This is a genomic window from Methylophilus sp. DMC16 (assembly GCF_056314045.1).
In genome coordinates this window covers 14,836-38,074 of sequence record NZ_JBQUZC010000002.1, presented here as the reverse complement: position 1 = coordinate 38,074, position 23,239 = coordinate 14,836, and the positions used below count along the sequence as shown (strand labels likewise).

23 protein-coding genes are annotated in these 23,239 nt (G+C 51.9%); 6 read left to right on the top strand and 17 right to left on the bottom strand.

All coding sequences use genetic code 11. The annotated features are described in order from the left end of the window. Positions 1–132: 132 nt before the first annotated feature. Positions 133–633, bottom strand: a complete 501-nt coding sequence (locus tag ACT53D_RS08270; RefSeq protein WP_228518830.1) for a DciA family protein — start codon at positions 631–633, stop codon at positions 133–135. Positions 634–675: 42 nt separating this feature from the next. Here ACT53D_RS08270 and ACT53D_RS08265 point away from each other — a divergent pair, with 42 nt between their 5' ends. From ACT53D_RS08265 to ACT53D_RS08255, 3 genes are all read left to right on the top strand, one after another. Further along, positions 676–1,578 (top strand): M23 family metallopeptidase, encoded by a 903-nt coding sequence (locus ACT53D_RS08265; protein WP_476155653.1) that lies wholly within the window; start codon positions 676–678, stop codon positions 1,576–1,578. Positions 1,579–1,679: 101 nt separating this feature from the next. Beyond that, entirely contained in the window at positions 1,680–4,412 is a 2,733-nt protein-coding gene (secA, locus tag ACT53D_RS08260) for a preprotein translocase subunit SecA (RefSeq protein ID WP_476155651.1), read from the top strand. A 23-nt stretch (positions 4,413–4,435) separates the two neighbouring features. Then, complete coding sequence (locus tag ACT53D_RS08255) at positions 4,436–4,621, top strand: DUF1289 domain-containing protein (protein ID WP_194748637.1); 186 nt, start codon at positions 4,436–4,438, stop codon at positions 4,619–4,621. A 162-nt stretch (positions 4,622–4,783) separates the two neighbouring features. Here ACT53D_RS08255 and ACT53D_RS08250 read toward each other — a convergent pair whose 3' ends face one another. The 10 genes from ACT53D_RS08250 to rsxB form a co-directional block, all read right to left on the bottom strand. Beyond that, positions 4,784–5,251, bottom strand: coding sequence for a MarR family winged helix-turn-helix transcriptional regulator (locus tag ACT53D_RS08250; protein WP_275356290.1), 468 nt, complete (start codon positions 5,249–5,251; stop codon positions 4,784–4,786). 196 nt (positions 5,252–5,447) lie between these two features. Continuing rightward, entirely contained in the window at positions 5,448–6,200 is a 753-nt protein-coding gene (locus tag ACT53D_RS08245) for an HvfC family RiPP maturation protein (RefSeq protein WP_476155649.1), read from the bottom strand. Next, positions 6,200–7,078, bottom strand: a complete 879-nt coding sequence (locus tag ACT53D_RS08240; RefSeq protein ID WP_476155647.1) for an HvfB family MNIO-type RiPP peptide maturase — start codon at positions 7,076–7,078, stop codon at positions 6,200–6,202. Before ACT53D_RS08240 ends, ACT53D_RS08245 begins: the two co-directional genes overlap by 1 nt. A 14-nt stretch (positions 7,079–7,092) precedes the next feature. Beyond that, on the bottom strand, positions 7,093–7,440 hold the full coding sequence (locus ACT53D_RS08235; RefSeq protein ID WP_379074790.1) for a hypothetical protein: 348 nt from the start codon (positions 7,438–7,440) through the stop codon (positions 7,093–7,095). A 36-nt stretch (positions 7,441–7,476) separates the two neighbouring features. Then, complete coding sequence (locus ACT53D_RS08230; protein WP_476144371.1) at positions 7,477–7,725, bottom strand: zf-HC2 domain-containing protein; 249 nt, start codon at positions 7,723–7,725, stop codon at positions 7,477–7,479. Positions 7,726–7,747: 22 nt separating this feature from the next. Then, the gene (locus ACT53D_RS08225) at positions 7,748–8,290 is read right to left on the bottom strand and encodes a sigma-70 family RNA polymerase sigma factor (RefSeq protein WP_476155645.1); all 543 of its coding nucleotides are present in this window, start codon (positions 8,288–8,290) and stop codon (positions 7,748–7,750) included. Positions 8,291–8,373: 83 nt separating this feature from the next. Beyond that, positions 8,374–9,021 carry an MOSC domain-containing protein gene (locus ACT53D_RS08220; protein WP_476155643.1) on the bottom strand — a complete coding sequence of 216 codons (648 nt, stop codon included), beginning with the start codon at positions 9,019–9,021 and terminating at the stop codon, positions 8,374–8,376. 105 nt (positions 9,022–9,126) lie between these two features. Further along, positions 9,127–9,576 (bottom strand): DUF1841 family protein, encoded by a 450-nt coding sequence (locus ACT53D_RS08215; protein WP_275356285.1) that lies wholly within the window; start codon positions 9,574–9,576, stop codon positions 9,127–9,129. Between the two features lie 2 nt (positions 9,577–9,578). Beyond that, on the bottom strand, positions 9,579–10,238 hold the full coding sequence (gene nth, locus ACT53D_RS08210) for an endonuclease III (protein WP_476155641.1): 660 nt from the start codon (positions 10,236–10,238) through the stop codon (positions 9,579–9,581). Between the two features lie 27 nt (positions 10,239–10,265). Continuing rightward, positions 10,266–10,985 (bottom strand): electron transport complex subunit RsxB, encoded by a 720-nt coding sequence (gene rsxB / locus ACT53D_RS08205; RefSeq protein ID WP_476144364.1) that lies wholly within the window; start codon positions 10,983–10,985, stop codon positions 10,266–10,268. Positions 10,986–11,185: 200 nt separating this feature from the next. Here rsxB and dapA point away from each other — a divergent pair, with 200 nt between their 5' ends. The 3 genes from dapA to ACT53D_RS08190 are packed head-to-tail and all read left to right on the top strand — an operon-like array spanning position 11,186 to position 14,143. Further along, positions 11,186–12,067: a 4-hydroxy-tetrahydrodipicolinate synthase gene (gene dapA / locus ACT53D_RS08200; RefSeq protein WP_476155639.1), complete on the top strand. Its 882-nt coding sequence runs from the start codon at positions 11,186–11,188 to the stop codon at positions 12,065–12,067. 39 nt (positions 12,068–12,106) lie between these two features. Further along, positions 12,107–13,363, top strand: a complete 1,257-nt coding sequence (gene bamC / locus ACT53D_RS08195) for an outer membrane protein assembly factor BamC (RefSeq protein ID WP_194748625.1) — start codon at positions 12,107–12,109, stop codon at positions 13,361–13,363. Between the two features lie 12 nt (positions 13,364–13,375). After that, the gene (locus ACT53D_RS08190; protein WP_476144360.1) at positions 13,376–14,143 is read left to right on the top strand and encodes an MBL fold metallo-hydrolase; all 768 of its coding nucleotides are present in this window, start codon (positions 13,376–13,378) and stop codon (positions 14,141–14,143) included. A 43-nt stretch (positions 14,144–14,186) separates the two neighbouring features. Here ACT53D_RS08190 and ACT53D_RS08185 read toward each other — a convergent pair whose 3' ends face one another. From ACT53D_RS08185 to clpA, 6 genes are all read right to left on the bottom strand, one after another. Further along, on the bottom strand, positions 14,187–14,519 hold the full coding sequence (locus ACT53D_RS08185) for a P-II family nitrogen regulator (protein ID WP_476155637.1): 333 nt from the start codon (positions 14,517–14,519) through the stop codon (positions 14,187–14,189). A 45-nt stretch (positions 14,520–14,564) separates the two neighbouring features. Beyond that, entirely contained in the window at positions 14,565–17,666 is a 3,102-nt protein-coding gene (locus ACT53D_RS08180; RefSeq protein WP_313985728.1) for an efflux RND transporter permease subunit, read from the bottom strand. A gap of 3 nt (positions 17,667–17,669) precedes the next feature. Continuing rightward, positions 17,670–18,821, bottom strand: a complete 1,152-nt coding sequence (locus ACT53D_RS08175) for an efflux RND transporter periplasmic adaptor subunit (RefSeq protein ID WP_194748621.1) — start codon at positions 18,819–18,821, stop codon at positions 17,670–17,672. A gap of 10 nt (positions 18,822–18,831) precedes the next feature. Beyond that, positions 18,832–20,076: a TolC family protein gene (locus tag ACT53D_RS08170; RefSeq protein WP_194748620.1), complete on the bottom strand. Its 1,245-nt coding sequence runs from the start codon at positions 20,074–20,076 to the stop codon at positions 18,832–18,834. A 93-nt stretch (positions 20,077–20,169) separates the two neighbouring features. Beyond that, on the bottom strand, positions 20,170–20,523 hold the full coding sequence (locus ACT53D_RS08165) for a hypothetical protein (protein WP_194748619.1): 354 nt from the start codon (positions 20,521–20,523) through the stop codon (positions 20,170–20,172). 220 nt (positions 20,524–20,743) lie between these two features. Beyond that, positions 20,744–22,999: an ATP-dependent Clp protease ATP-binding subunit ClpA gene (gene clpA / locus ACT53D_RS08160; RefSeq protein WP_194748618.1), complete on the bottom strand. Its 2,256-nt coding sequence runs from the start codon at positions 22,997–22,999 to the stop codon at positions 20,744–20,746. Between the last annotated feature and the right edge of the window lie 240 nt (positions 23,000–23,239).

The following is a 23,239-nucleotide window of genomic DNA, read 5'->3' as shown; positions in this document are numbered from 1 at the left end:
TTTGTTAATGGAATGTAACAGGTTGGGGCATTATTGCACTATTAGTGTGCACCCACAATAGCGTGTAATAGCGGAGCATACGTACTCTGATTGCAGAGATGGCCGGGTTCCCGGCTAACAGGTGAGGTTGGCTCAGTCTTGACGCTGGTGATCGACAAACTCAAGCAGGGCCGCTTCCAGCGCAGGATTGTCGATTTGTTTGGCGCAACGTTCGAGTGCCGTTAAGGCGTGCTTGGACGGGGATTTGATGCGTTTGGTTTTGCTAGGCGGGCGAGATTTTACTTGCACTTTGACCTTAATTGCGTTAAGGTTTAAAGCCTTGATTTTCCGGGAGTTTTGACTAAATTCCTGGATTTTTCGCAGTAATTGGGCTTCCATTAGCCTGATTCTGCTGGCCACAGCGCCTGATTGCACTGCAATCGTTAGCGCCCCCTCTTGTAGGGCTAGCACATGCGAAAGCCTGGAAAATTCCGGGGCAACTGCAGACCAGCATTGTTGTAATTGCTGACGGTCATCCGCTTCTTGTAGTAGCGGTTTGAGCGCTTGATGATGTTTGAAAATCTGGTTGATTTTGAACATGGCCGGTTGTCCACAGAATGCTTGAATATTGTACACCACATCGCTGTCATGCATGTTTAGTCGGCATGCGGCGGGTGCATCGCGAGAGTTCGTAGCATGATTAATATCATTATTGTTTCAGAAAAAATGGCCAAGCCCAAAACATTGGGCGTGTTTGAAAGTGTCGGCTTGGTGCTGGCGCTGATTTTGGTGCCTATCGTATTGACGCTGTTGTTTATCACACCGCAGCAGGTCATTAAATCACAAGGCGTTAAAGCTATGCTGCCGCCTCACTTGCGTGGTGCCATGTTGTCTACCCAAAATCACCTCGATGCTTATGCCAAGCAAATTGGCGAATTGCAGGCGCGTATTTTGCGGCTGGATGCGCAAAATCAGCGCTTGTCCAAATTGGCAGGCGTCAAATCGACTGCAGAGCCGATTAATGAAAGAACGCCGGTCAACGACATGATGGGCCGCGGGGGGCCGCTGGTAAAAGATTCTCCGCTGAGTGAGGAAGACCTGAAAGCAACCATCGAGCACATGTCTGCAGACCTCGATTTGCGTGATGAGTATCAGGGCAAGCTTGAGGCCAAGTTGTTGCAAAAGAGCGTATTGCGCGAAATGCTGCCTAATAGTAGTCCGGTGGAAGCCGCGTATAGTTCGTCCAGTTATGGCTGGCGGATTGATCCCATGAGTGGCCATCGCGCTTTCCACGAAGGCCTGGATTTCCCAGCCTCGGTGGGGACGCCGGTTTATGCAGCTGCAGACGGTATTGTGACCACCGCGGTACAAACCGCAGACTATGGCAATTTGCTCAAGATTGACCATGGCGCGGGTCTAGAGACACGTTATGCCCACAATTCAAAGCTATTGGTGAACCCGGGAGACCGTGTTACCAAAGGTCAAAAGATTGCCTTAATTGGCAGTACCGGACGCTCAACCGGGCCGCATTTGCATTATGAAATTCGTCTCAATGGCAACCCGCTGGACCCGCGTGAGTATCTCAAAAATCATTCCTGACCCAGTCAGGCAATACAATAATTGAGACAATCGCCCTCTATATCTTATACAATCTCTGTTTATTTCAATTAACACCGCGTCAGCGGAAATCGGTGTGACTCATGTTAGCCTCGTTGTTTAAAAAAGTATTTGGTAGCCGCAATGATCGGCTCGTCAAGCAGTACCAGCAAATCGTCAAACAAATCAATGCATTAGAGTCAGAAATCGCCGCACTCTCGGATGAGCAGTTGCGGGCCAAAACTGAGGAGTTCAAGCAGCGTTATGCTGGCGGCGAGAGCCTGGAAAAGCTGTTGCCAGAAGCTTTTGCGGTTGTGCGTGAGGGCGGCAAGCGCGTGTTGGGGATGCGTCACTTCGACGTACAGCTGATCGGTGGCATGGTGCTCAACGCAGGCAAAATTGCCGAAATGCGTACCGGTGAAGGTAAAACCCTGGTGGCGACTTTGCCGACTTATTTGAATGCCTTGACCGGTAAAGGCGTACATGTGGTGACGGTCAACGACTATCTGGCCAAGCGTGACGCCGAATGGATGGGCAAGCTGTATAACTTCCTGGGTCTGAGCGTAGGTATTAACCTGTCTCAAATGACGCATGATGCCAAGCAGCTGGCCTATGCGGCAGACATTACCTACGGGACCAATAACGAGTTCGGCTTTGATTACCTGCGCGACAACATGGTGTTCAGCAAAGAGGAGCGCGTACAGCGTCCTTTGCATTATGCGCTGGTGGATGAGGTGGACTCTATCCTGATTGATGAAGCGCGTACGCCATTGATTATTTCCGGCCAGGCGGAACACAGCGTGGATTTGTATGGTGCCATCAATGAAGTGGCCAAGCAATTGGTGCGTCAGCAAGCCGAAGAGGGTGAAGGCGACTTCTGGGTAGATGAAAAAGCCCAGAGTGTGACCATGAGTGAAGCCGGGCATGAGCATGCCGAGCAATTGCTGGAACAAACCGGCTTGCTGACGGCGGGTTCAAGCCTGTATGAACCGGCGAATATTACGCTGGTGCATCATTTGTATGCCTCTTTGCGTGCACAAAATCTCTATCATCGGGATCAGCATTATGTCGTGCGTAACGGCGAGATCGTCATCGTCGATGAGTTTTCTGGCCGCATGATGCCGGGCCGCCGCTGGTCTGATGGCCTGCATCAGGCAGTCGAAGCCAAAGAAGGCGTGACCATCCAGAAAGAAAACCAGACCCTGGCTTCGATCACGTTCCAGAACTATTTCCGCATGTATCAAAAGCTGAGCGGCATGACCGGGACGGCTGATACCGAGGCCTATGAGTTTAACCAGATTTATGGCTTGGAAACCGTGGTGATTCCAACCCACAGACCGGTACAGCGCCTGGACGCGATGGATAAGGTCTACCGCACGGCGATGGAAAAATACAAAGCCGTCATTGAGGATATCAAACAGTGTCAGGCCAAAGGTCAGCCTGTGCTGGTCGGGACCACTTCGATTGAAAACTCCGAACTGATTTCCAAGCTCCTGACTCAGGCCAAGCTTGAACATCAGGTATTGAATGCCAAACAGCATGAGCGCGAAGCAAGCATCGTGGCAGAGGCCGGTCGTCCAGGCGTGATTACCATTGCCACTAACATGGCTGGCCGCGGTACCGATATTGTGCTCGGCGGTAATTCCGAAAATGAAATTCATGCTATCCAGCAGGATGAAAAACTGTCTGAGGCAGAAAAAGCCGGCAAAACTGCCCAGCTCAAAGCCGAGTGGCAGCAGCGCCATGATGCCGTGCTGGCAGCGGGTGGTTTGCATATCATCGGTACCGAGCGTCACGAATCTCGCCGTGTAGATAACCAGCTGCGTGGACGAGCAGGCCGTCAGGGCGATCCAGGCTCCAGCCGCTTCTATCTGTCGCTTGAAGATCCATTGTTGCGTATTTTCTCCGGTGAGCGCGTGGCGGCGATTATGACCCGCCTCAACATGCCGGAAGGTGAAGCGATTGAACATGCCATGGTGACGCGCGCCATTGAAAACGCGCAACGCAAGGTTGAAGGTCGTAACTTTGACATCCGCAAGCAATTGCTGGAATACGATGATGTCTCCAATGACCAGCGCAAGGTGATATACGAACAGCGCAATGAGTTGCTAGAGTCTATTGATGTCGGTCAAACGATTCATGCCATGCGCGAAGACGTCATCAACAGCTTGTTTAATACTTACGTTCCTCCAGGCAGCGTGGAAGAGCAATGGGAAGTCCCAGCGCTCGAGCAGGCTTTGCAGGCTGAGCTTGGCTTGACCTTGCCAGTGGCGGAATGGCTGGAAACCAACCCTGACCTGCATGAGGAAACCTTGCGTGAGCGTATCCTCAATGCTGCCAACGAACTGTATGGTGCCAAGGAGGCACTCGCAGGCAATGACAACATGCGTAATTTCGAGCGATCAGTCATGTTGCAAAGCCTGGATAACCACTGGCGCGAGCATTTGGCGGCACTGGATCATCTGCGCCAAGGCATTCATTTGCGTTCTTATGCGCAAAAGAACCCCAAACAGGAATACAAGCGTGAAGCGTTTGAGCTGTTTGAGTCGCTGTTGAATACGGTGAAAAGTGAAGTTACCAAGATCACCATGCAGGTGCAGATTCGTTCCCGCGAAGAGCTTGAAGCCGAAGAGCGCCGCGCAGAAGAAGCCATGCGTGCCGCCGAGGTTGCAAATGTGCAGTATCAACACACGGATTACGACTCTGCATTAGCGACTACAGATGCAAGCGCCGCAGAATCTTTGAATGTGCCTGAAGGCGTACGTGTCGGGCGTAATGACCCTTGCCCATGTGGCTCTGGTAAAAAATATAAAAATTGCCACGGTGCTTTGAGCTAGGGTAAGTTTGAAAGGAAATCAGCATGTCAGAACAGGAAATTGCCTCACCATGTGTCGGGGTGTGCAGCATGGACGAAGTGAGTGGTTTTTGCCAGGGCTGCTTTAGAACGCTAGAGGAAATCCGCCAATGGTGGGATCTGGATAATGCGGCCAAAGCCGAAGTCATCAAAACGGCAGCGGCACGTGAGGCGGCAGTATTTGGCGAATAACTCACTTTTGCAGGATTCAAGACACAAATAAAAAAGTCGGCAGTTGCCGACTTTTTTATTTGTGTGCGTTGTTTTGAGCTGATTGAGGGCTGATTTAGCTGAAGCCTGGTGAATGATTTGTGACGCAAACAGTCATTCTCAATCTCAAATAAAGTGATTATTTTACATATCACCCAGTGGCTGATCTGCGAGCGCTTTGGATTGTGCGTCCAACTTGGTAATGACCATGTTCAACGAGGCATTTAACTCTTTTAAAGCTTCGATATCCAGTGTGTGCAAGACTTGCGGCAGAATGCCATCTACTGGTTTCGGTGCCTTGGCGAGCACCGCGTGCCCAGCATCAGTCACAATCAGGCCGACTTTGCGTTGGTCTTCGCTTTGACGCTGTTTTTGCACCAATTGTTTTTTGACCAGTTTTTCGACCAGCAAGCTACAGGTGGATTGATGGATGGCCAGATTTTCAGCCAGACGAGAAACACCTAATTCTGGGTGCGTGGCGATTTCGTGTAATAACCACAATTGCGAGCCTGAAATGCCACATGACACTTCAATCTCCCTGAAGTGTTGCCTCACGGTTCCAAAAATAATTCGAAATTGTTTTAAAGCTTCTTTGGCAAGAGTATTTTGCATGGTTAATTTAATGTAAATATTTATTTTTTTATTGTATCAGCTTCCCTGAATGTCCACCTGTTATGAGGTGGCGAATGTCGGGAAAAAATCCCGAACTGGGTTTATTTTAGACAAAAAAGTCCTTTTCGCGATAAATATTAATGATATTTATACTTTAAGGGTAATTGTTTACGTGGATTAATGAGCCCGGTGCGTATTAGTCCTGCGCTGGGGTAACGTCGATCGCTTGCGCCGCGGCCAGGGTCTGCAAGGTCTCTATTCCAAATTGAAGCAAAGTCTCGCGCGGCAGATCTGGCAGATGTTGGGACAATTCTAGCAAATGTTGTTCTGCAGTGGCTGGATGCAGATGTATCTGTTGTAACAATTGGTAGGTGATCACGTTGAGTTGGATAAAGCGTATCTGAAAATCTGGCGTACGATACACGAGCAGGTAAGTGTCAGCGGCAGGGAGATGTCGTTGCTTGCGCGACAGTTGATGCACCGGAAAAGCATAATGCAGCAGGCGATGCACGGCGGTCAGGCTAACGCGATGGGTGAGTCCAGGTACCAACGCTGTTTGCGCGGCCGCTGGCAATGGTGCTTCTTCCAGCTCGCGGCTGAGCGCCAGTTCTATCCATTCATAATGGGCCAATTCAGTCGTGTATGGGGGCAGGTCAGTGGCTTGATGGGTGCTTAAAAAATCGACAAATCTGGCGGGAATATCCTGAAACAAGGGATTGGCAAATGTTTGCCCGGAGAAGCACTGCCGCGCCAGCTGTTGAAAAATGCGCTTGCCCAGGATGGACCTGAGCACAGGAAAACAGGCTTGCAGGCTAGTCAAAAACTGGTTAAAGACGATCTCCGTGTAAATGCGCATGCGTTTGCGGTCTACCCCACGCGGAGGGGCATGTTGCGCTGGCTGACGCAAATGGGCGGTAAAATCGGCCTGGTAATCCTGAAAGGCAGGCATCAGGCCACCTCAGGCAGCATGCTTGCCTCAGTCAGCAATTGCGATTGCTGTGATTGCGCAATCCGCTTCACTTCAAGCATGACTTCGTTGAGTGCCGGAATATTGCTATCTCGCTCCAGCAGCGTTGGGAAGATCTTCAAGTTGCGATAGGCATGGGTGAGTAATTGCCACACCGGTTCAATGACCGCTTCGCCATGGGTGTCTACCAGTAAGTCAGGTTGCGCTTGCCAATGGCCGGCCAAGTGCCCGTACACCACACGCTCGGCTGGGATCTGGTCCAAAAAGTCATAAGGATCAAACTGAAAGTTGACGCTGTTGACATACAGATTGTTGATATCCAGATGCAGGTCGCAATTCGCCTCGGTCAATACGGCATTGATAAAGCTGATTTCATCCATGTCTGACATTGGTGCCGCCACGTAAAACGAGGTATTTTCAACGGCGATGCGCTGCTCCAGAATATCCTGCGTTTGCCGGATGCGTTGCGCCACATATTTCACCGCTTCATGCGTGAAGGGGATAGGCAGTAAATCATAAATATAACCATTGCTCAGGTCGCTGCAATAACTCAGGTGCTCGGTATAGAGTGGAATCTCGAAGTCTTTCAGAAACTGCTTAAGCTGTTTGAGAAAAGCGATGTTGAGCGGGTCTGGACCGCCCAACGATAAACACAAGCCGTGACACACCATGGGATAGCGTTGAACAAACCAGTCCAGCTCAGCCGCGTATTTGCCGCCAGCCTGTAACCAGTTTTCCGGGGCAATCTCCAAAAACTGCAGCGCGCTGAGCTGTGGCTCCCCATGTTGACGCATCAGTTGGGGAATCAGCTCACGCTTGAGCCCCAAGCCCGCACCCTGAATCTCTGAGCGTAACGCCATGGCGCTAGGGTCCCTCAGGATTTGCTGGCGTGACAGGCACCTTCTTTCATTTTCTCGGCAGAGCAGCCACCCTCCTTCATTTTTTCTGCTGAACAGCTGCCCTCTTTGCTTTTATGGTGGTGGCAAGAACCCTCTTTCATTTTCTCGGCAGAGCAGCTGCCTTCTTTCATCTTTTTCTTGTGTGCCCCACATTGGCCGCTCGCACATTTGCCTTCCTTGGCTTTGCTGTCTGTGGCTTCTGCCACCTGGTATCCTTGCGCGAGCGCTTTGATTTCAAACGGATTGCTGGCGGCATGCGCGCTGACCGCTGCAATTGACAAGGCCACTGCACCTGTCATTAATGCCACATTTTGCTTTTTCATGATTTTTTCCTTCTTGCTCAGATTGAAAAGCGGACATCAGTAAAACTTGTCCAGTTGTTGTGTGATTCGTTCCTTGGCTGGTGCAGAGAGCGTCAGTGACTGATCGTCCGCCGCCTGTTGCTGCCAACTGGCGAGGTGACGGCGAATCCACAGCAGTTGCTGTTTAAAGCGCCTGCAATAGACGCAAATGAGCAAATGCACTCTCACCGCCCACCGCTCACGCCAGTTGAGTGGACGGTCCAGTGATTGCGAGACCAGCAGGCTGGTTTGTTTGCAACTCAACATTTATTTTCTGTGCTACCTATGGTTACCAGTTCATCTCAAGACATTTTCGCAGACCCATGCGGGCGCGGTATAGCATGACCCAAGCATTGGTCGCACTGATCTCGAGTACCTTACAAATTTCTTCATTCTCCATGTCATCGACTTCGCGCATGGTGAAAATCGCCGCCAGTTTTTGTGGCAGCCGCTCCATGCATTGTTGCAAGATGGTCAGGAACTGGCTTTGTTGCAAGGCTTGCTGTGGCTTATCCCACGCCTGCGGTTTTTCTGCCCAGTGCCCGGTTTCATCAAAAAACTCATCCATATTGGCATCTTCTTCGCTCATGAGTTCCGAGGCGGGCACTTCACGCAGTTGTTTGCGCAGACAGTCTATGATTTTATGCTTGAGGATGCCGGTCAGCCAGGTGCGTGGGCTGGAGTGTTCGGCAAAGTTTGGATTCTTGATGGCTGCAAGCAAGGTTTCCTGCACGACGTCTTCAGCTTGATGACTGTCGCGCAAGCGGGCGAGGGCAAAACGGTAAAGATAGTCGCCATGTTCATTGAGCCAGTCATGCGGATTTGGTTTCATGGCGGCTATTGAATCATAGATTCAAGGGCGGTGGAATAGCGTTTGCAGGAGAGTGACGTAAGCTCCCATGGGTGTGACACAAACTATCCCAGTTGCGACAGTCGTTCAGAATAGACTTTGCGTAGCAATGGCGCCAGTGAGCTCACCTGCAATGCTTTTTGCAGCAGCGTCTGGTCCCCTTCCCCGAGTTTTTGCAGTCCCAATGCGGTGCGTATGCTGATGCCGTGCGCGTCACGCTGCAAAATCTGGATGTCGTCACCGGCTTGAATGAGGCCGACTTGCAGCACACGCAAGTAAAAACCGCTGTAGCCGCTACGCAAGAACTCATCGAGCATGTCGGGCTTGCCCACTTTGTGGCCGAATTTAAAGCACGGAATGCGCGGCATGGTCACTTGTACCTGCACCACATCGCCGATTTGCAGGATATCGCCGATACAGACGTCACTTTCGAGCAATCCTTGTACGGTGAGGTTTTCGCCAAAAGTGCCATACGCGAGTGTACTTTTTTGCCAGCGGTTTTGCCAATGCGCATAATGCTCAACCGGGTAGGCATACAAGGCCTGGTGTTCGCCGCCATGCACGGTCAAATCGGCCTGACCATCGCCCTCCAGGCCCAGCGCTTGCAAGGCAACCTGGCCTGTCAGGGGTGTTTTATAAATGCCAGTGAGGACGGGTTTGCCGTTGATGTGAACGGTTTGCGGCAAGGCCGCATTGACTGAAAGTAGTTTCATAGCAAGCTAGAGAGGGGAGTCGGTGATCTTGTCATGCTCGCATAAATCGCCTTGTGCTTTAATAAGTGATTCAACTTATCTTCCAGCATACGCACATGCCAGGCCTTATTGACTGGGGGGCATGTCTGCGCGTTGTTCGATCAATTGCAAATAATGCGCGGCATCGAGACCGGTTTGATTGCGCTGCGCCAGCCAGATGGTTTCTGCCAGGCATTCGAGCAAGGCATGTTGGGCGGCGTGCTCTTCCTGAAAGCGTGTACACAGTTTGCCGTAGGCTTGCGTAATGCCGATCGGCTGGTTGATGCTGATTTGTTCCTGGATGGACAGGTGCAAACTCATATGCAAAAACGGATTGGTTTCTCCCATTTCAGGGTAGTAAGCCTGTTGCAGGTAATGCGCTGGCTGGTCCAGGATGTCGTGGTATTCGGGATGCATATGCATGATGCCCACGGCCATTTTCTCCAGCTCGGTCAAGGCTTGTTGCTGTTTGAATTTTGCCCAGGCATCAAAGAAAAACTGCCTCACTTCATCGCGGCTGGGATTAAACAAGGCCATGGCTAAACTCCTGCCGGTGGGGCAACCGGCTGTATCTGTTTGTCGTGAAATTCACATAAATCGGCGATGCAACATTCACCACATTTAGGGTTGCGGGCTGTGCAGGTATAGCGGCCATGCAGAATCAGCAAATGATGCGCATCTTTTAAAAAGGCTTTAGGTGTCGTGCTCAAAAAACGCTGTTCGACCTCGAGTACATTCTTACCCTGGGCCAGTTTGGTGCGGTTGCCGACGCGGAATAAATGGGTATCGACCGCAATGGTGGGTTGGCCAAAGGCGGTATTCAGGATCACATTAGCGGTTTTTCGGCCAACACCGGCCAGGGCTTCGAGCGCTTCTCGGGTATCTGGAACTTCACCCTCATGCAAGGTCAGCAATTGCTCGCAACATTTGAGCACGTTTTGGGCTTTGGCGTGATACAAGCCTATGGTTTTGATATAACTTTCCAGGCCTTCGACCCCAAGTGCCAAGATTGCTGCCGGCGTATTGGCGACCTTGAACAGCTTGCGCGTGGCGATGTTCACGCCTTTGTCTGTCGCTTGTGCAGACAAAATCACCGCAATGAGCAACTCGAAGGTAGAACTATGCTCGAGTTCTGTGGTGGGGTTGGGAATGGCCTGCGCCAGTCTTTCAAAAATGGCCTGTCTTTTTTGAGCATTCATCACAAGATTTCAATCTATTGGGGTGGCTTAGCCTGCCTGCCTGGCTTTAATACGCGCCAGCGCGGCTGCAATTGCCGCCTGTTTGAGCGCCTCGGTAGCGGTCGGGGTTGGCTGCGCGGTGTCGCTGGCCGGTCTCGTCTCCATCCGGGGCTGGTCTTTGGCATAGGTGTGGGCTGTTGCGTGATTTTCAAGCGCCAAGCGTTTTTGCCGCTGTTGATGGCGGCGTCTTGCCAGGTCGGATTCTGCAGGAGACATTGCCATCTGCCGCCCCGGCACGGCTTGCAGGCTGATGCAATCGACCGGGCAGGGCGGCAGGCATAATTCACAGCCGGTGCATTCCTGCGCGATCACCGTATGCATTTGCTTGGAGGCGCCGACGATGGCATCAACCGGGCAGGCCTTGATACACAGCGTACAGCCAATGCAGGCGTCTTCATCAATCACGGCCACCAGTTTGCCTTTGGTCACGCCATGTGCGGGATTGAGCGCTTGGTAGGGTTGGTTGAGCAAGGCGGCCAGTGCATGTATGCCAGCGTCGCCGCCAGGCGGGCACTGGTTGATGTTTGCCTCGCCGCGAGCAATGGCGCCAGCATAGGGTCGGCAGCCGTTATATCCACATTGCCCGCACTGGGTTTGTGGCAGCAGGGCGTCAATTTGACTGATCAATGGCTCTAGTCTGGCAGGGTTCTCTGGCGCGGTTACGCCTGTCTGCGTGAGGTCTGCTGGGGGCTGTGCGGAAGGCGGCATGGAGCTTGGACGAGCGTTAATCCGAATGGATTAATTATAACTGAAAGGGTGCGTTACTCAGGACTTTATGCCGTATCCCCACTGTTTAAATCTATGCTGCTGGCAGGATTATGGAGTTACACAGGCCTTGCAAGTGGTTCTTTGGCGTTCATGCGTATAATCAGTTAAAATATTGGCTTTATTATTGAATGGCGTTAGGTATGTTGACGGGCAGTTTGGTCGCAATTGTGACCCCGATGTTTGAAGATGGTCGTTTGGATCTGGACGCACTCAAAAAGCTGATCGACTTTCATGTCGATGCCGGTACGGACGGCATTGTGATTGTCGGGACGACCGGTGAGTCGCCCACCGTAGATGTAGACGAGCATTGCCTGCTGATTAAAACCACGGTGGATTATGTCGCCAAGCGGGTGCCGGTGATTGCCGGTACTGGTGCTAACTCTACCGCTGAAGCCATTGCTTTAACTGCTAAAGCCAAAAGTTTGGGTGCGGATGCCTGCCTGCTGGTCGCGCCTTATTACAACAAACCTTCACAAGAGGGCTTGTATCAGCACTTTGAAGCAGTGGCTGAAGCCGTCGATATCCCGCAAATTTTATACAATGTGCCTGGCCGCACCGGGTGCGACCTGAGCAATGACACGGTGTTGCGCCTGGCGCAGCTCCGCAACATCGTCGGCATCAAAGATGCGACAGGAGGCATTGAGCGGGGCACCGATTTGCTGCTGCGCGCGCCATCAGATTTTGCGGTCTACAGTGGCGATGATGCCTCAGCACTTGCGCTGATGTTGCTGGGTGGCAAAGGGGTTATTTCCGTGACGGCGAATGTGGCACCGAAACTGATGCACGAAATGTGCGTGCAGGCCTTGAGTGGCAACCTGGTTGCCGCCAAGGCGGCCAATGCCAAACTGTTTGCCCTGCACCAGAAACTGTTTGTTGAGGCCAACCCCATCCCCGTGAAATGGGTATTGCAACAAATGGGCTTGATCGGTACCGGGATCCGTCTGCCGCTGGTCAATTTGTCGGGCCAGTATCATGAAGTATTGCGTCACGCCATGCAGCAGGCAGAAATCGCCGCTGTTTGAGCGTGCAAAGACTAATTTAGGATAAGGCTAGTGAAACACATGAGTCATGTATGGTTACAACGCGCAGTGCTGTTCAGTCTGGTGACTGTGTTGGCCGCCTGCGATTCTATCCCGTTTATGAACAACAGTTCGGACTACAAGGGGGCCAGTCGTTCCAAGCCACTTGAAGTGCCGCCTGACCTGACGTCGGTCCGCACCAGCAGTACCTACAATGTGCCAGGCGCCACCAGCTATTCGGCTTATAGCCAAAACCAGGAAGCGCAAGAGCAGAATGGTCCGCAGCCCGTGCTGGCTGACATGAAAAATGTGCGTATGGTCAAAGCGGGTTCCCAGCGCTGGCTGGTGGTGAATGCGCCACCGGAAAAAATCTGGCCGCTGGTGCGTGATTTCTGGCTGGATCAAGGCTTTGCCGTCCGTGTCGAGAATCCTGAGCTTGGGGTGATCGAGACAGAGTGGTTGCAGTCGGATGCCATCAAGCCCAAAGAAGACAACCGTGGGTATGGCGAAAAGTTTGATGCCTGGCTGGATAAGCTCTCCGGCTTTGCTGACAGACGTAAGTTCCGTACCCGTTTGGAGCGCGGCGAAAAAGAGGGTACCACTGAAATTTATATGACGCACCGTACCGTTGCCGGTGCGCCAGATGATGGCAAAAACTACGTCACCACTCAGTTAGGGGTGATTGATACCGGCTATCGTCCGAATGCGGCGGATAACAAAAATAATGCAGGGAAAGAGTTTGATGCTGATCTGGATGCGGAGTTGTTGCGCCGGATGATGGTCAAGCTTGGTCTGGATGAGCAGAAAGCCGATCAGGTCATGACGCAGGCGGTTTCGGACAAGCGCGCCGATGTGGTAAAAGAGCCGGACCAGAGCGTGACGCTCAAACTTAATGAGCCGTTTGACCGTGCATGGCGCCGTGTGGGCCTGGCGCTGGACCGTATTGGTTTTGTGACCGAGGATAAAAACCGCTCTGAAGGTATTTTCTATGTGCGTTATGCGGATACGGATGCTGAGGACCCGATCAAGCAGAAAAAAGGCTTGCTGGAGCGCTTGAAATTCTGGAGCAGTGACGATGATGAGAAGAGTAATGCACCGGCCGAGGTTAAATCCGGCGATAAAAGCAAATTCTGGAAAGGCACGTCCGATGGTGACAAGTCGAGCAAGCAATACCATATCCAGGTGCTGGAAAATGCCGATGACACCACTGATGTGTATGTGCTGACGCCTGACAACAAACGCAATACCTCCACTACGGCAAACCGCATTATTTCGCTGTTGTATGATCAATTGAAATAATCGGGTCCGCGTGTGCGATTTGCATCATTAGGCAGTGGCAGCGCAGGCAATGCCACGCTGGTAGAAGCCGGGGAAACCCGGCTTTTGCTTGACTGCGGCTTTAGTGTCAAGGATACCGTGCAGCGTCTGGCGCGCTTGCAGTTGGCCCCTGAGCAACTGACAGGCATCCTAGTGACGCATGAGCACGACGATCATGCGCGAGGCGCGTTTAAACTGGCTGCACGCTACCAGATCCCAGTCTGGCTCACGCATGGCACCTACCGCATGTGCGAGCGCTATTTGCCTAGCCAGGCGGTGACGGTAAAGCTGATTGATGCCCATACGTCATTTGCCCTGCAAGACATAGAGGTCCATCCCTATCCTGTGCCACATGATGCCCGCGAACCCGCACAATTTGTGTTTACGGATGGCGCGCACAAGCTGGGTGTGCTTACAGATGTTGGCAGTGTGACCCCGCACATCGTGGCCATGCTACAGGCGTGTGATGGCTTGCTGCTTGAGTGCAATCATGATCTGGAGATGTTGCGCACCGGGCCTTATGCACACTCGCTAAAAAAGCGGGTAGGCGGCTGGTTGGGGCATCTGGACAATCAATCCAGTGCCCAGCTGCTGAGTCAGCTGGATAACCGCCGCCTCAAGCATCTGGTTGCTGCGCATTTAAGCGAGAAAAATAATACGCCTGCCTTGGCCAGGCAGGCGTTGAGTGAGGTCTTGCATTGTGCCAGTGACTGGATAGGCATTGCCCATCAGGCTGAGGGACTGGACTGGCGAGACTTGTAAGGCACGCCAGTATGCCTCCGCCTAACTTAGTGCCACATGATCGCTATTCTAGCACCATGATTTGCTCTGACAGCCTGATCATGCGTTCCACGGGCGTCACCCAGACAATGCCATCTCCCATATTGCCGGTATGGGCCACCTCGACAATGGTTTGCAAGATACCCTCTACCAGGTCATCCGGCACCACCATGTACAGATAGACTTTAGGGCTGTAATCGGTGAGCTCCTCACGTACCCCTGCACTTGGTTTTTGCAGGTGTGGACCGCAGCCTTCCATCTTGTGGACGGACATGCCGGGGAAGCCTTTGATGTTGCGCAAGGCCGAGCGGATTTTAGGTAATCTCGCTGGTTGTACAACCGCTTTGATTTCTTTCATAAACAGTCACCCTGAATATTTTTACGTCGCTTGTTTAGGCATGGATTATGCCTCTATTTTGCTTTCTTCAAACTTACGGTACAAGGTTGGCACCACAATCAGTGTCAACAAGGTTGAAGTGATCAAGCCACCAATCACCACGATCGCCAATGGCCGCTGTACCTCTGAGCCTGGGCCGGTGGCAAACAGAAACGGCACCAGACCGAGCATGGCTACCGTGGCTGTCATCATGACTGGTCGGAACCGCTGCGCGCAGCCCTTGCGAATCGCCTCCAGTTGACTCAGGCCTTCATCACGCAAGGTACGGATATAAGACACCAGCACCACGGCATTGAGCACTGCAATCCCCCACAGGGCAATAAAGCCGACAGAGGCCGGGACTGATAAATATTCGCCGGTGACAAACAAGGCAATCACGCCGCCAATCGAAGCAAATGGCAGCACCAGAATAATCATGGTGGCAAAGCGTATCGACTGGAACAGCAAGAACAGCAAGAAGAAAATCGCCGCAATGGTGACTGGGATAATAATCATCAGGTGACCCATGGCCCGCTCCATGTTCTGGAACTGGCCACCATATTCAAGATAGTAACCATCGGGCAATTGCAGGCGCTGATCCAGCACTTGTTGCAGCTCGGCTACAAAACCACCCAAGTCGCGGTCTTTCACGTTAACACCGATGACAATGCGGCGTTTGGCCAGCTCGCGGCTGATCTGCGCCGGGCCATCTTTCACTTCAATATCGGCCACATCGTCCAGCGCCACGCGCGAGCCGTTAGGGGAGGTCAACATAATGTTGCGGATGGCTTCTTCATTATTACGGAAAGATTCTGGATAGCGTACTGCGGCTGAAAATCTGCGTTGTCCCTCAAAAATCTCGGTGGCGATTTTGCCGCCTATGGCTGTTTCAACGATGTCATGCACATCCGCAGTGTTGATGCCATGACGGGCAATCGCCTGACGGTCAATCGTAATATTCAGGTATTGTTGCCCGGAGACTTTTTCTACCTTGATTTCTGTCGCGCCTTTGACCGTGCCGGCAATCTTGGCAATTTCGTCCGCTTTTTGTTTCAGCATATCCAGATCTTCACCGAAGATCTTGACGGCGACATCGGCCCGCACCCCAGTCAGCAACTCATCCACGCGGTCAGAAATAGGCTGCGCCATGATGATTTGCACGCCCGGGATGTACTTCTCAAGCACTTGACGCATTTTTTCCGCAATATCATCCTGTGTCCAGCCTTCCGGCCATTCATCACGCGGTTTCAGGCTGATAATGGGGGTGGACTCGTTTTGTGCCTGCGCGTCGGCCGGACTTTCACCACGGCCGAGGCCGGAGATGGCAGACTTGACGCCCGGCACTTGCTCCATGATCAGCTTCATCGCCTTGTTTTCCATTTTCATGGATTCTTCGAGCGAAATATTAGGGACACGGTTAATGCCCGGCACAATCGAGCCTTCTTTCATTTCTGGGATAAAAGAAGTCCCCAAAAACGGGAACAGCGCAATGGTGCCAATAAATAAAAGCGCCGAGAAAGTAATGGTTTTTTTCTCGTTATTGAGTACCCAGTTCAGAGCGGACAAATAGGGTTGCTTGATCGTCTGTATCAGCTTGGTATCTTCACCGCTCCCGCCTTTTAACACATAGGAGCACAGCGCTGGCGTCAGGGTCAGCGACAAGATCAGCGACACAAACAGGGCAATGGCAATGGTGTAGGCCAGAGGCGCGAACATTTTGCCTTCCATGCCTTCCAGTGTCATCAATGGCAAGAACACCAGGATAATAATGCCTACGCCAAACAAGACGGGTGTCGCCACTTCCGTGGCAGCTTCCAGTGCCACGCGAATCCGGCTTTCGTCTTTACGGTGCCCCAGGTGGTGAAACGTATTTTCAACCACCACGACTGATCCATCGACCATCAAGCCAATGGCAATCGCCAGTCCGCCCAATGACATCAGGTTGGCAGAAATCCCGTAATGGTTCATCACCATAAAGGTAATTAGTGGCGTCAGCACCAGCGTGCCGACCACAATCAGGCTGGAACGCACGTCGCCCAGGAACAGGAACAGAATCACAATCACCAGAACAATGCCTTCAATCAGCACTTTGGTAACAGTGTGTAGTGCCGCATCCACCAGTTCGCTACGATCATAATAAGGCACGATCTGCAAGCCATGCGGCAGCATGCCTTTGCTGTTGATTTCTTCTACTCGCGCCTTGATGCGGCTGACCACTTCCTTGGCGTTGCCGCCACGCATCATGATGACAATGCCACCCACGGATTCGGTATCACCATTTTTCAGCACCACGCCGACGCGCACTTCATGGCCTATGGTGACTTCTGCGACATCGCGGATATAGACCGGGATGCCGTTTTCTTCCTTGAGCACCATATTGCGGATATCGTCCAGGTTTTGCACCAGGCCCACACCGCGGATCAGGTATTGCTCGGCATAGTGGGGCAGAATGCCGCCGCCACTGTTGGCGTTATTACGCGCTAACGCTTCATACACATCTTTGAGCTTGATCGAAAAATGCGTCATGCGGTCAGGATTGACCAAGACCTGATATTGTTTAACGTAACCGCCTTGAGAGTTAATCTCGGCCACGCCGGGGATACCGCGCAGCAATGGGCGCACGACCCAATCCTGGATGGCGCGTCTTTCGGTCAGGTCTTCACGCGTCAGTTCTTTTTTGCCATCACTGGGTTTGTCCAGCGTGAATTGATACACCTCCCCCAAGCCAGTGGAGACCGGCCCAAGAATAGGCGTCACGCCTTGAGGCATACGCTCCATGACTTCCATCAGGCGTTCCATCACCAATTGTCGGGCGAAATACACATCGGTGCTGTCAGTGAAAACCAGCGTAATCAGCGACAGGGCGTTTTTGTTCACCGATCGCATTTCAGTGAGGCCGGGCAGGCCGGTCATGGCGATTTCCAGCGGTACGGTGATAAACCGCTCAACTTCTTCCGGAGATTTTCCGGTGGCCTGTGTCGCAATCATGACCTGAACGTTGGTCACATCAGGAAATGCGTCGACAGACAGTTTTTTAACGGCAAATAAACCGGCGCCAATCAGGGCGATGGCAAGCACCAACACAATCAGGCGCTGCTTGAGCGCGCTGCGAATTAAAGACTCAATCATGCCTTACTCCATTTCTTTGCGCTTACGCTCGTTATTGACGTGAAAAGCGCCATCCAGCACGATTTGGTCACCAGCTTGCAAGCCCTGTAATACTTCCCGGTAACCCTGATAGGTTCTACCGAGGGTGACAGGCATCAGTTTGTATTGCGTTGGTTTCATGGTTTGCACAAAAACATGGTCTGCATTGTTTTCACGCACCACAGCCGTCGCGGGTACAGCCACAACTTTTTCCGGTTTAGCCTCGAGCAGGATGGTGATCAGCATGTCTGGCTTTAACAGCATTTTGCTATTATCGATATTGGCACGCGCCATCACGGTCCGTGTGGCCGGATTAACAATATCGCCCACAAACGCCAGCTTGCCGGTCAATTCGGCATCGCCCAGAGCCGGTACCTCAATATTGATGGTTTGGCCTTCGCTGATATGTGCAATTTGCTGTTCAGGAATCTCGGCAACCGCCCAGACATGCGATAAGTCTGCAATCACAAACAGTTCTTCGGCAGGGGCGACGACTTGCCCCAGTCTGGCATTACGCGCGATGACCGTGCCGGTGATTTTTGAATTGACCTGGCTGGTAGACATGCCGCTATTGGCCAGACCCAGCTGTGCGATGGCATTAGGCGCCATGCCAAGGACCAGTAACTGGTCGCGGGCAGCATTGACCTCTGCATTGGCGGCATTGAGCTCACCTTCACGGCGCTGCAATTCGGCCGGGCTGATTACGTCGGCTTCAAGCAATTGCTTGGCGCGGTCAACGGCCTTTCTATGCAATTGCATCTGCTGGCTGGCTTTAATATAACTTAGTTGATACTGCGCCAGCTCTGTACTTTTGATGGTGGCCAGGCGCTGGCCTGCTTTAACTTCGTCGCCCAGATTGACATCGAGTGTACTGATACGACCGGTAATCGACGCCCCTGCACGCGATTCATATTGTTCATCCACCTGGATACGGCCAGGGATGCGCAAAGTATCGACGAACTGTACTTCGGTGACCGGACCGGCCTTGACGTTGGCTTGTAATTCTTTGGTCAAGGTGACCAGGCTAGGGTCGACGACTTCTTTTTTTTCTGCAACCGGGGCAGGTTTTTCTGAGCACGCGGTAGACATCACAGCCAGCGCGGCGACCAGTAAAGTTGAAAATAACACACGAGACATGACCATCCCCTTAAGGTTGTACCAAATCGGAACCGATGAAACGTTCGATTTGCAAGACACTGAAAAAATAATCGAATTTGGCAATCAGGTAGTCCCGTTTGACTTCACGATTGACGCGTTGTGCATCCAGATACTCCAGAATGCCGCGTTCTCCGAATTTATAAGCCGCTTCAGCGCGACTCAAGGTTGCCTGCGATTGTTGCAACAAGCCGTTTTCAAACGCTTTTAGCTGGTTGCTGGCAATCACGGTCCGTTGATAGGCGCTGTCTATCTCTTTACGCAGCAATAGTTGCTGCTGCTTGATGTTGGCATTGGCTTCCTCAATCCCCGCCACTGCTTGTGCTATCTGGCCTTCGCGCCGGTTCCAGACCGGTAAAGGCACCACCACGCCTACTCTTAAGGTATTCAGGTCCGGGTCTTGCGTGAAATCTGACTTCACGGTCACCCCGGGGAAACGTAGCGCCTGCTCCAGTTTGAGTTTGGCTTCAGCACTGTCCCTGGCACTCTGCAGCTGTTGCAGGTAAGGATTGTTCTCCGCCGAACGTCTCAATTCGGTGATGTCGGGTAGGTTCGAGATGGTAGGTAACTGCCGCTTGATCTCAAACGCGTCAGGCATATTGCCGATCATGCCATGCAACATGGCTTTGGCTTCGTCAATTCTGGTTTGTGCACTGGCATAGTCACGTTCAGTGGCCAGTAATTCAGTATCCGCCTTGATCAATTCATATCTGGCCGCTTCGCCTATTTCAACTTTGCGTTTGACGCGGCTTTGTACTTGCTGCAGTAACGCCAGGTTTGCGCCCAGCATTTCCATAATCTGCTGGCGAAGTAACACATTCAAATAAGCCGCTTTAATCTGGTTACGCAAGTCAAAGCTGGTAGTGTGGATACCTTTCTCGGCGTAATTAAACTGCTGCTCAGCATATTCACGACGGGAGGCGCGTGTGCTAAGAAAGTCCAGTGGCTGGGAAATGGTCACGCCATAGTTCTGGTTGGTCGTACCTGGGGCATTACGATATCTGGCAGGTCCCGCCATGATTTCCAGGTCTGGATTATAGTAAGAACGCGACACGGTGACGCCAGCGGCAGCAGCTGCCGTTTGAGCTTTACTCACTGCAATGGTGGGATTCTCAGCCACGGCTTTGTCCAGCAGCATTTGCAAGTCAAAAGTTTGGCCTTCGGCCAGTGCGAGGGCGGGCAGGCTACACAGCCATCCCAGCCAGTATAAGGTTCGCCAACGAATACAAGACAACATAATGATCCTCATGACAGCGTGCTGTTGACAGCACTCTGTGAATACATATGACACCTGCGTCACATCCTGAGGATGCGCGCAGGCACGACGTCTTTAAACGGATTGCGGAGGCCGGTCTAGCCAGAAGGATAAGAGCAAGTGATAGGAAGAGGATTGATGTTCGGGAGGATGGAACTGGGTTTTATGTAATGGGTAACTGAATCCGGGGAGCAGGATTTTATCAATGTCGATTTCGGCAATCTCAAGCATGTCTACCGAGTTGCTCACCTCTCCAAAGTCCGCAGACAACGCGTCATCGGATGCATTAGCCAGGCTCGCGACTGTAGTGACGGCGTTGTCAAGCAAGCCGGTCTCGAGCAGGGTAGTGGTGGCCGCCGGTTCGGCGGCCGTTGTTTGCAGTGCAAACAGCAAACACAACACATGTAGAAAATAAAAAATCTTTTGCATGTACAAAATCAGTTCTGTCAGGCAATTCATTGATAGCAATAACTATACCAGCAATTTGCATATCCCTAACGTATTGATTTTAAGCCTGGCTGAAACAAAACACGGGGGCCAGGCAGCAATCGCATGACTCGTGTCCATGGTTTTTTTGCACTAAAGCAGTGCAAGAAACACAAAAGCCACCGTTTAGAGTGGCCTTTGTGCGATGAAAGTTCAATCCAAATCAGGCTGAAACAGTTTCCTCTTTAAAATTCAACTGAATCTGGTCATGTTCATCAATATCAATATGGACCTGACCACCATCATTTAGCTTACCAAACAGCAATTCATCGGCCAGCGCTTTGCGGATCGTATCCTGGATGAGGCGTGCCATCGGACGCGCACCCATGAGTGGATCGAAGCCTTTTCTGCCCAGATAAGCCTTAAGCTCATCACTGAAGGTGACATCCACTTTTTTCTCATGCAACTGATCTTCAAGCTGCATCAAGAACTTGTCTACCACGCGCAGTATGACTTCCTGGTTCAAGGCACTGAACGACACGGTCGCATCAAGACGGTTACGGAACTCAGGGCTGAACAAGCGCTTGAGGTCAGCAGCTTCATCGGTGCTGTCCTTGCTGTTGGTAAAGCCTATGCTGGCTTTGGACATGCTTTCTGCACCCGCGTTAGTCGTCATGATAATGGTGACATTGCGGAAATCCGCCTTGCGGCCATTGTTATCTGTCAGTGTGCCATGATCCATCACCTGCAACAGAATGTTGAAGATGTCAGGATGGGCTTTTTCAATTTCATCTAGCAGCAATACGCAGTATGGTTGCTTGGTGACCGCCTCAGTCAACAAACCACCCTGATCAAAGCCGACATAGCCCGGAGGCGCACCAATCAGGCGGGAGACGGCGTGACGCTCCATATACTCGGACATATCAAAGCGCAGCAACTCAATGCCCAGGATGTAAGCCAATTGTTTGGCCACCTCGGTTTTACCGACTCCGGTGGGACCCGCAAACAGGAAGCTGCCAATCGGCTTGTTGCCATTGCCCAAACCGCTGCGAGCCATTTTGACGGCAGAAGACAATACTTCGATTGCCTTGTCCTGACCAAACACCACGGCTTTAAGATCGCGTTCCAGCGTTTTGAGCGCATTGCGGTCATCACTGGAAATATTTTTCGGCGGAATGCGCGCAATCTTGGCAATAATCTCTTCAATCTCTTTATTGCCAATAATTTTTTTCTGCTTGCTCTTGGGCAGAATGCGCTGGGCTGCTCCTGCTTCGTCAATCACGTCAATCGCCTTGTCTGGCAAATGACGGTCATTGATGTATTTGGCAGACAATTCAGCGGCCACGGTCAAGGCGCTGGCACTATATTTCACGCTGTGATGCTCTTCAAAGCGGGTCTTAAGGCCTTTGAGAATTTCAATGGTCTCAGCCACGCTAGGCTCTTGCACGTCGATTTTCTGGAAGCGACGAGACAAGGCGTGGTCTTTCTCGAAGATGCCACGGTATTCCTGATAAGTGGTCGCACCTATGCATTTGAGTGAGCCGTTGGAGAGCGCTGGCTTGAGCAGGTTGCTGGCATCCAGCGTGCCGCCACTGGCAGAGCCGGCGCCAATCAGCGTGTGGATTTCATCAATAAACAAAATCGCATCCGGTTTCTCGGACAATTGTTTCATGACGGCTTTCAAGCGTTGCTCGAAATCACCACGGTATTTGGTGCCTGCCAACAGCGCGCCCATGTCGAGCGAGTACACGGTGGCATTTTCCAGCACTTCTGGAATTTCTTTGTTGACGATGCGTGAAGCCAGGCCTTCTGCAATCGCAGTTTTACCTACGCCTGCCTCACCCACCAGCAGCGGGTTGTTTTTGCGGCGACGGCACAATGTCTGGATCACGCGCTCAAGTTCCAGGCCACGCCCAATCAGCGGGTCAATTTTGCCCGCAACAACTTGCGCATTGAGGTTCAGGGTGAAGTTTTCGAGTGCGCCGGTGCTGACACTTTCACCTTCAGTTTCCTGTTCGCTGCTGCTGGATTTTTGCTCGTTTTCCTGGATTTTGGCCACGCCATGTGAAATGAAGTTGACCACATCCAAGCGAGTCACGCCTTGCTGATGCAGGAAGAACACGGCATGCGAATCTTTTTCGCCATAGATTGCGACCAGCACATTGGCGCCCGTCACTTCTTTTTTGCCGGAGGACTGCACATGCAGCATGGCGCGCTGGATGACGCGTTGAAAGCCAAGCGTCGGCTGCGTGTCAACCTCATCGCTGCCAGCCACTGTCGGCGTGTGTTCTTCAATATATTGGCTGAGTTCGCTACGCAGGGTATCAAATTTGGCACCGCAAGCACGCAGGACTTCTGCGGCTGTCGGGTTATCTAACATAGCCAATAACAGATGCTCAACCGTAATCAATTCGTGACGCTTTTGTCTCGCGTCCATAAAAGCCATGTGCAGGCTAACTTCAAGTTCTTGAGCAATCATGATGACTTTCCTTAATACACTACACTACAAAAAACGCCGGATTCACAACAGCAACCCTTCGCTAACTGGCAAAAACGATTTGTTTTCTTGTTATCGTGCTTTTTTCAAAAAAATTCAATGCCCCAATCGTACTATTTGCTCAAGTTTAAATGAGTCAAACTGAATGAAACCATGTATTCACATGCTACCACTGCTGCTGATACTTTGAAGCGCAAGAATGTCAGCGTATTTGCCCGATAT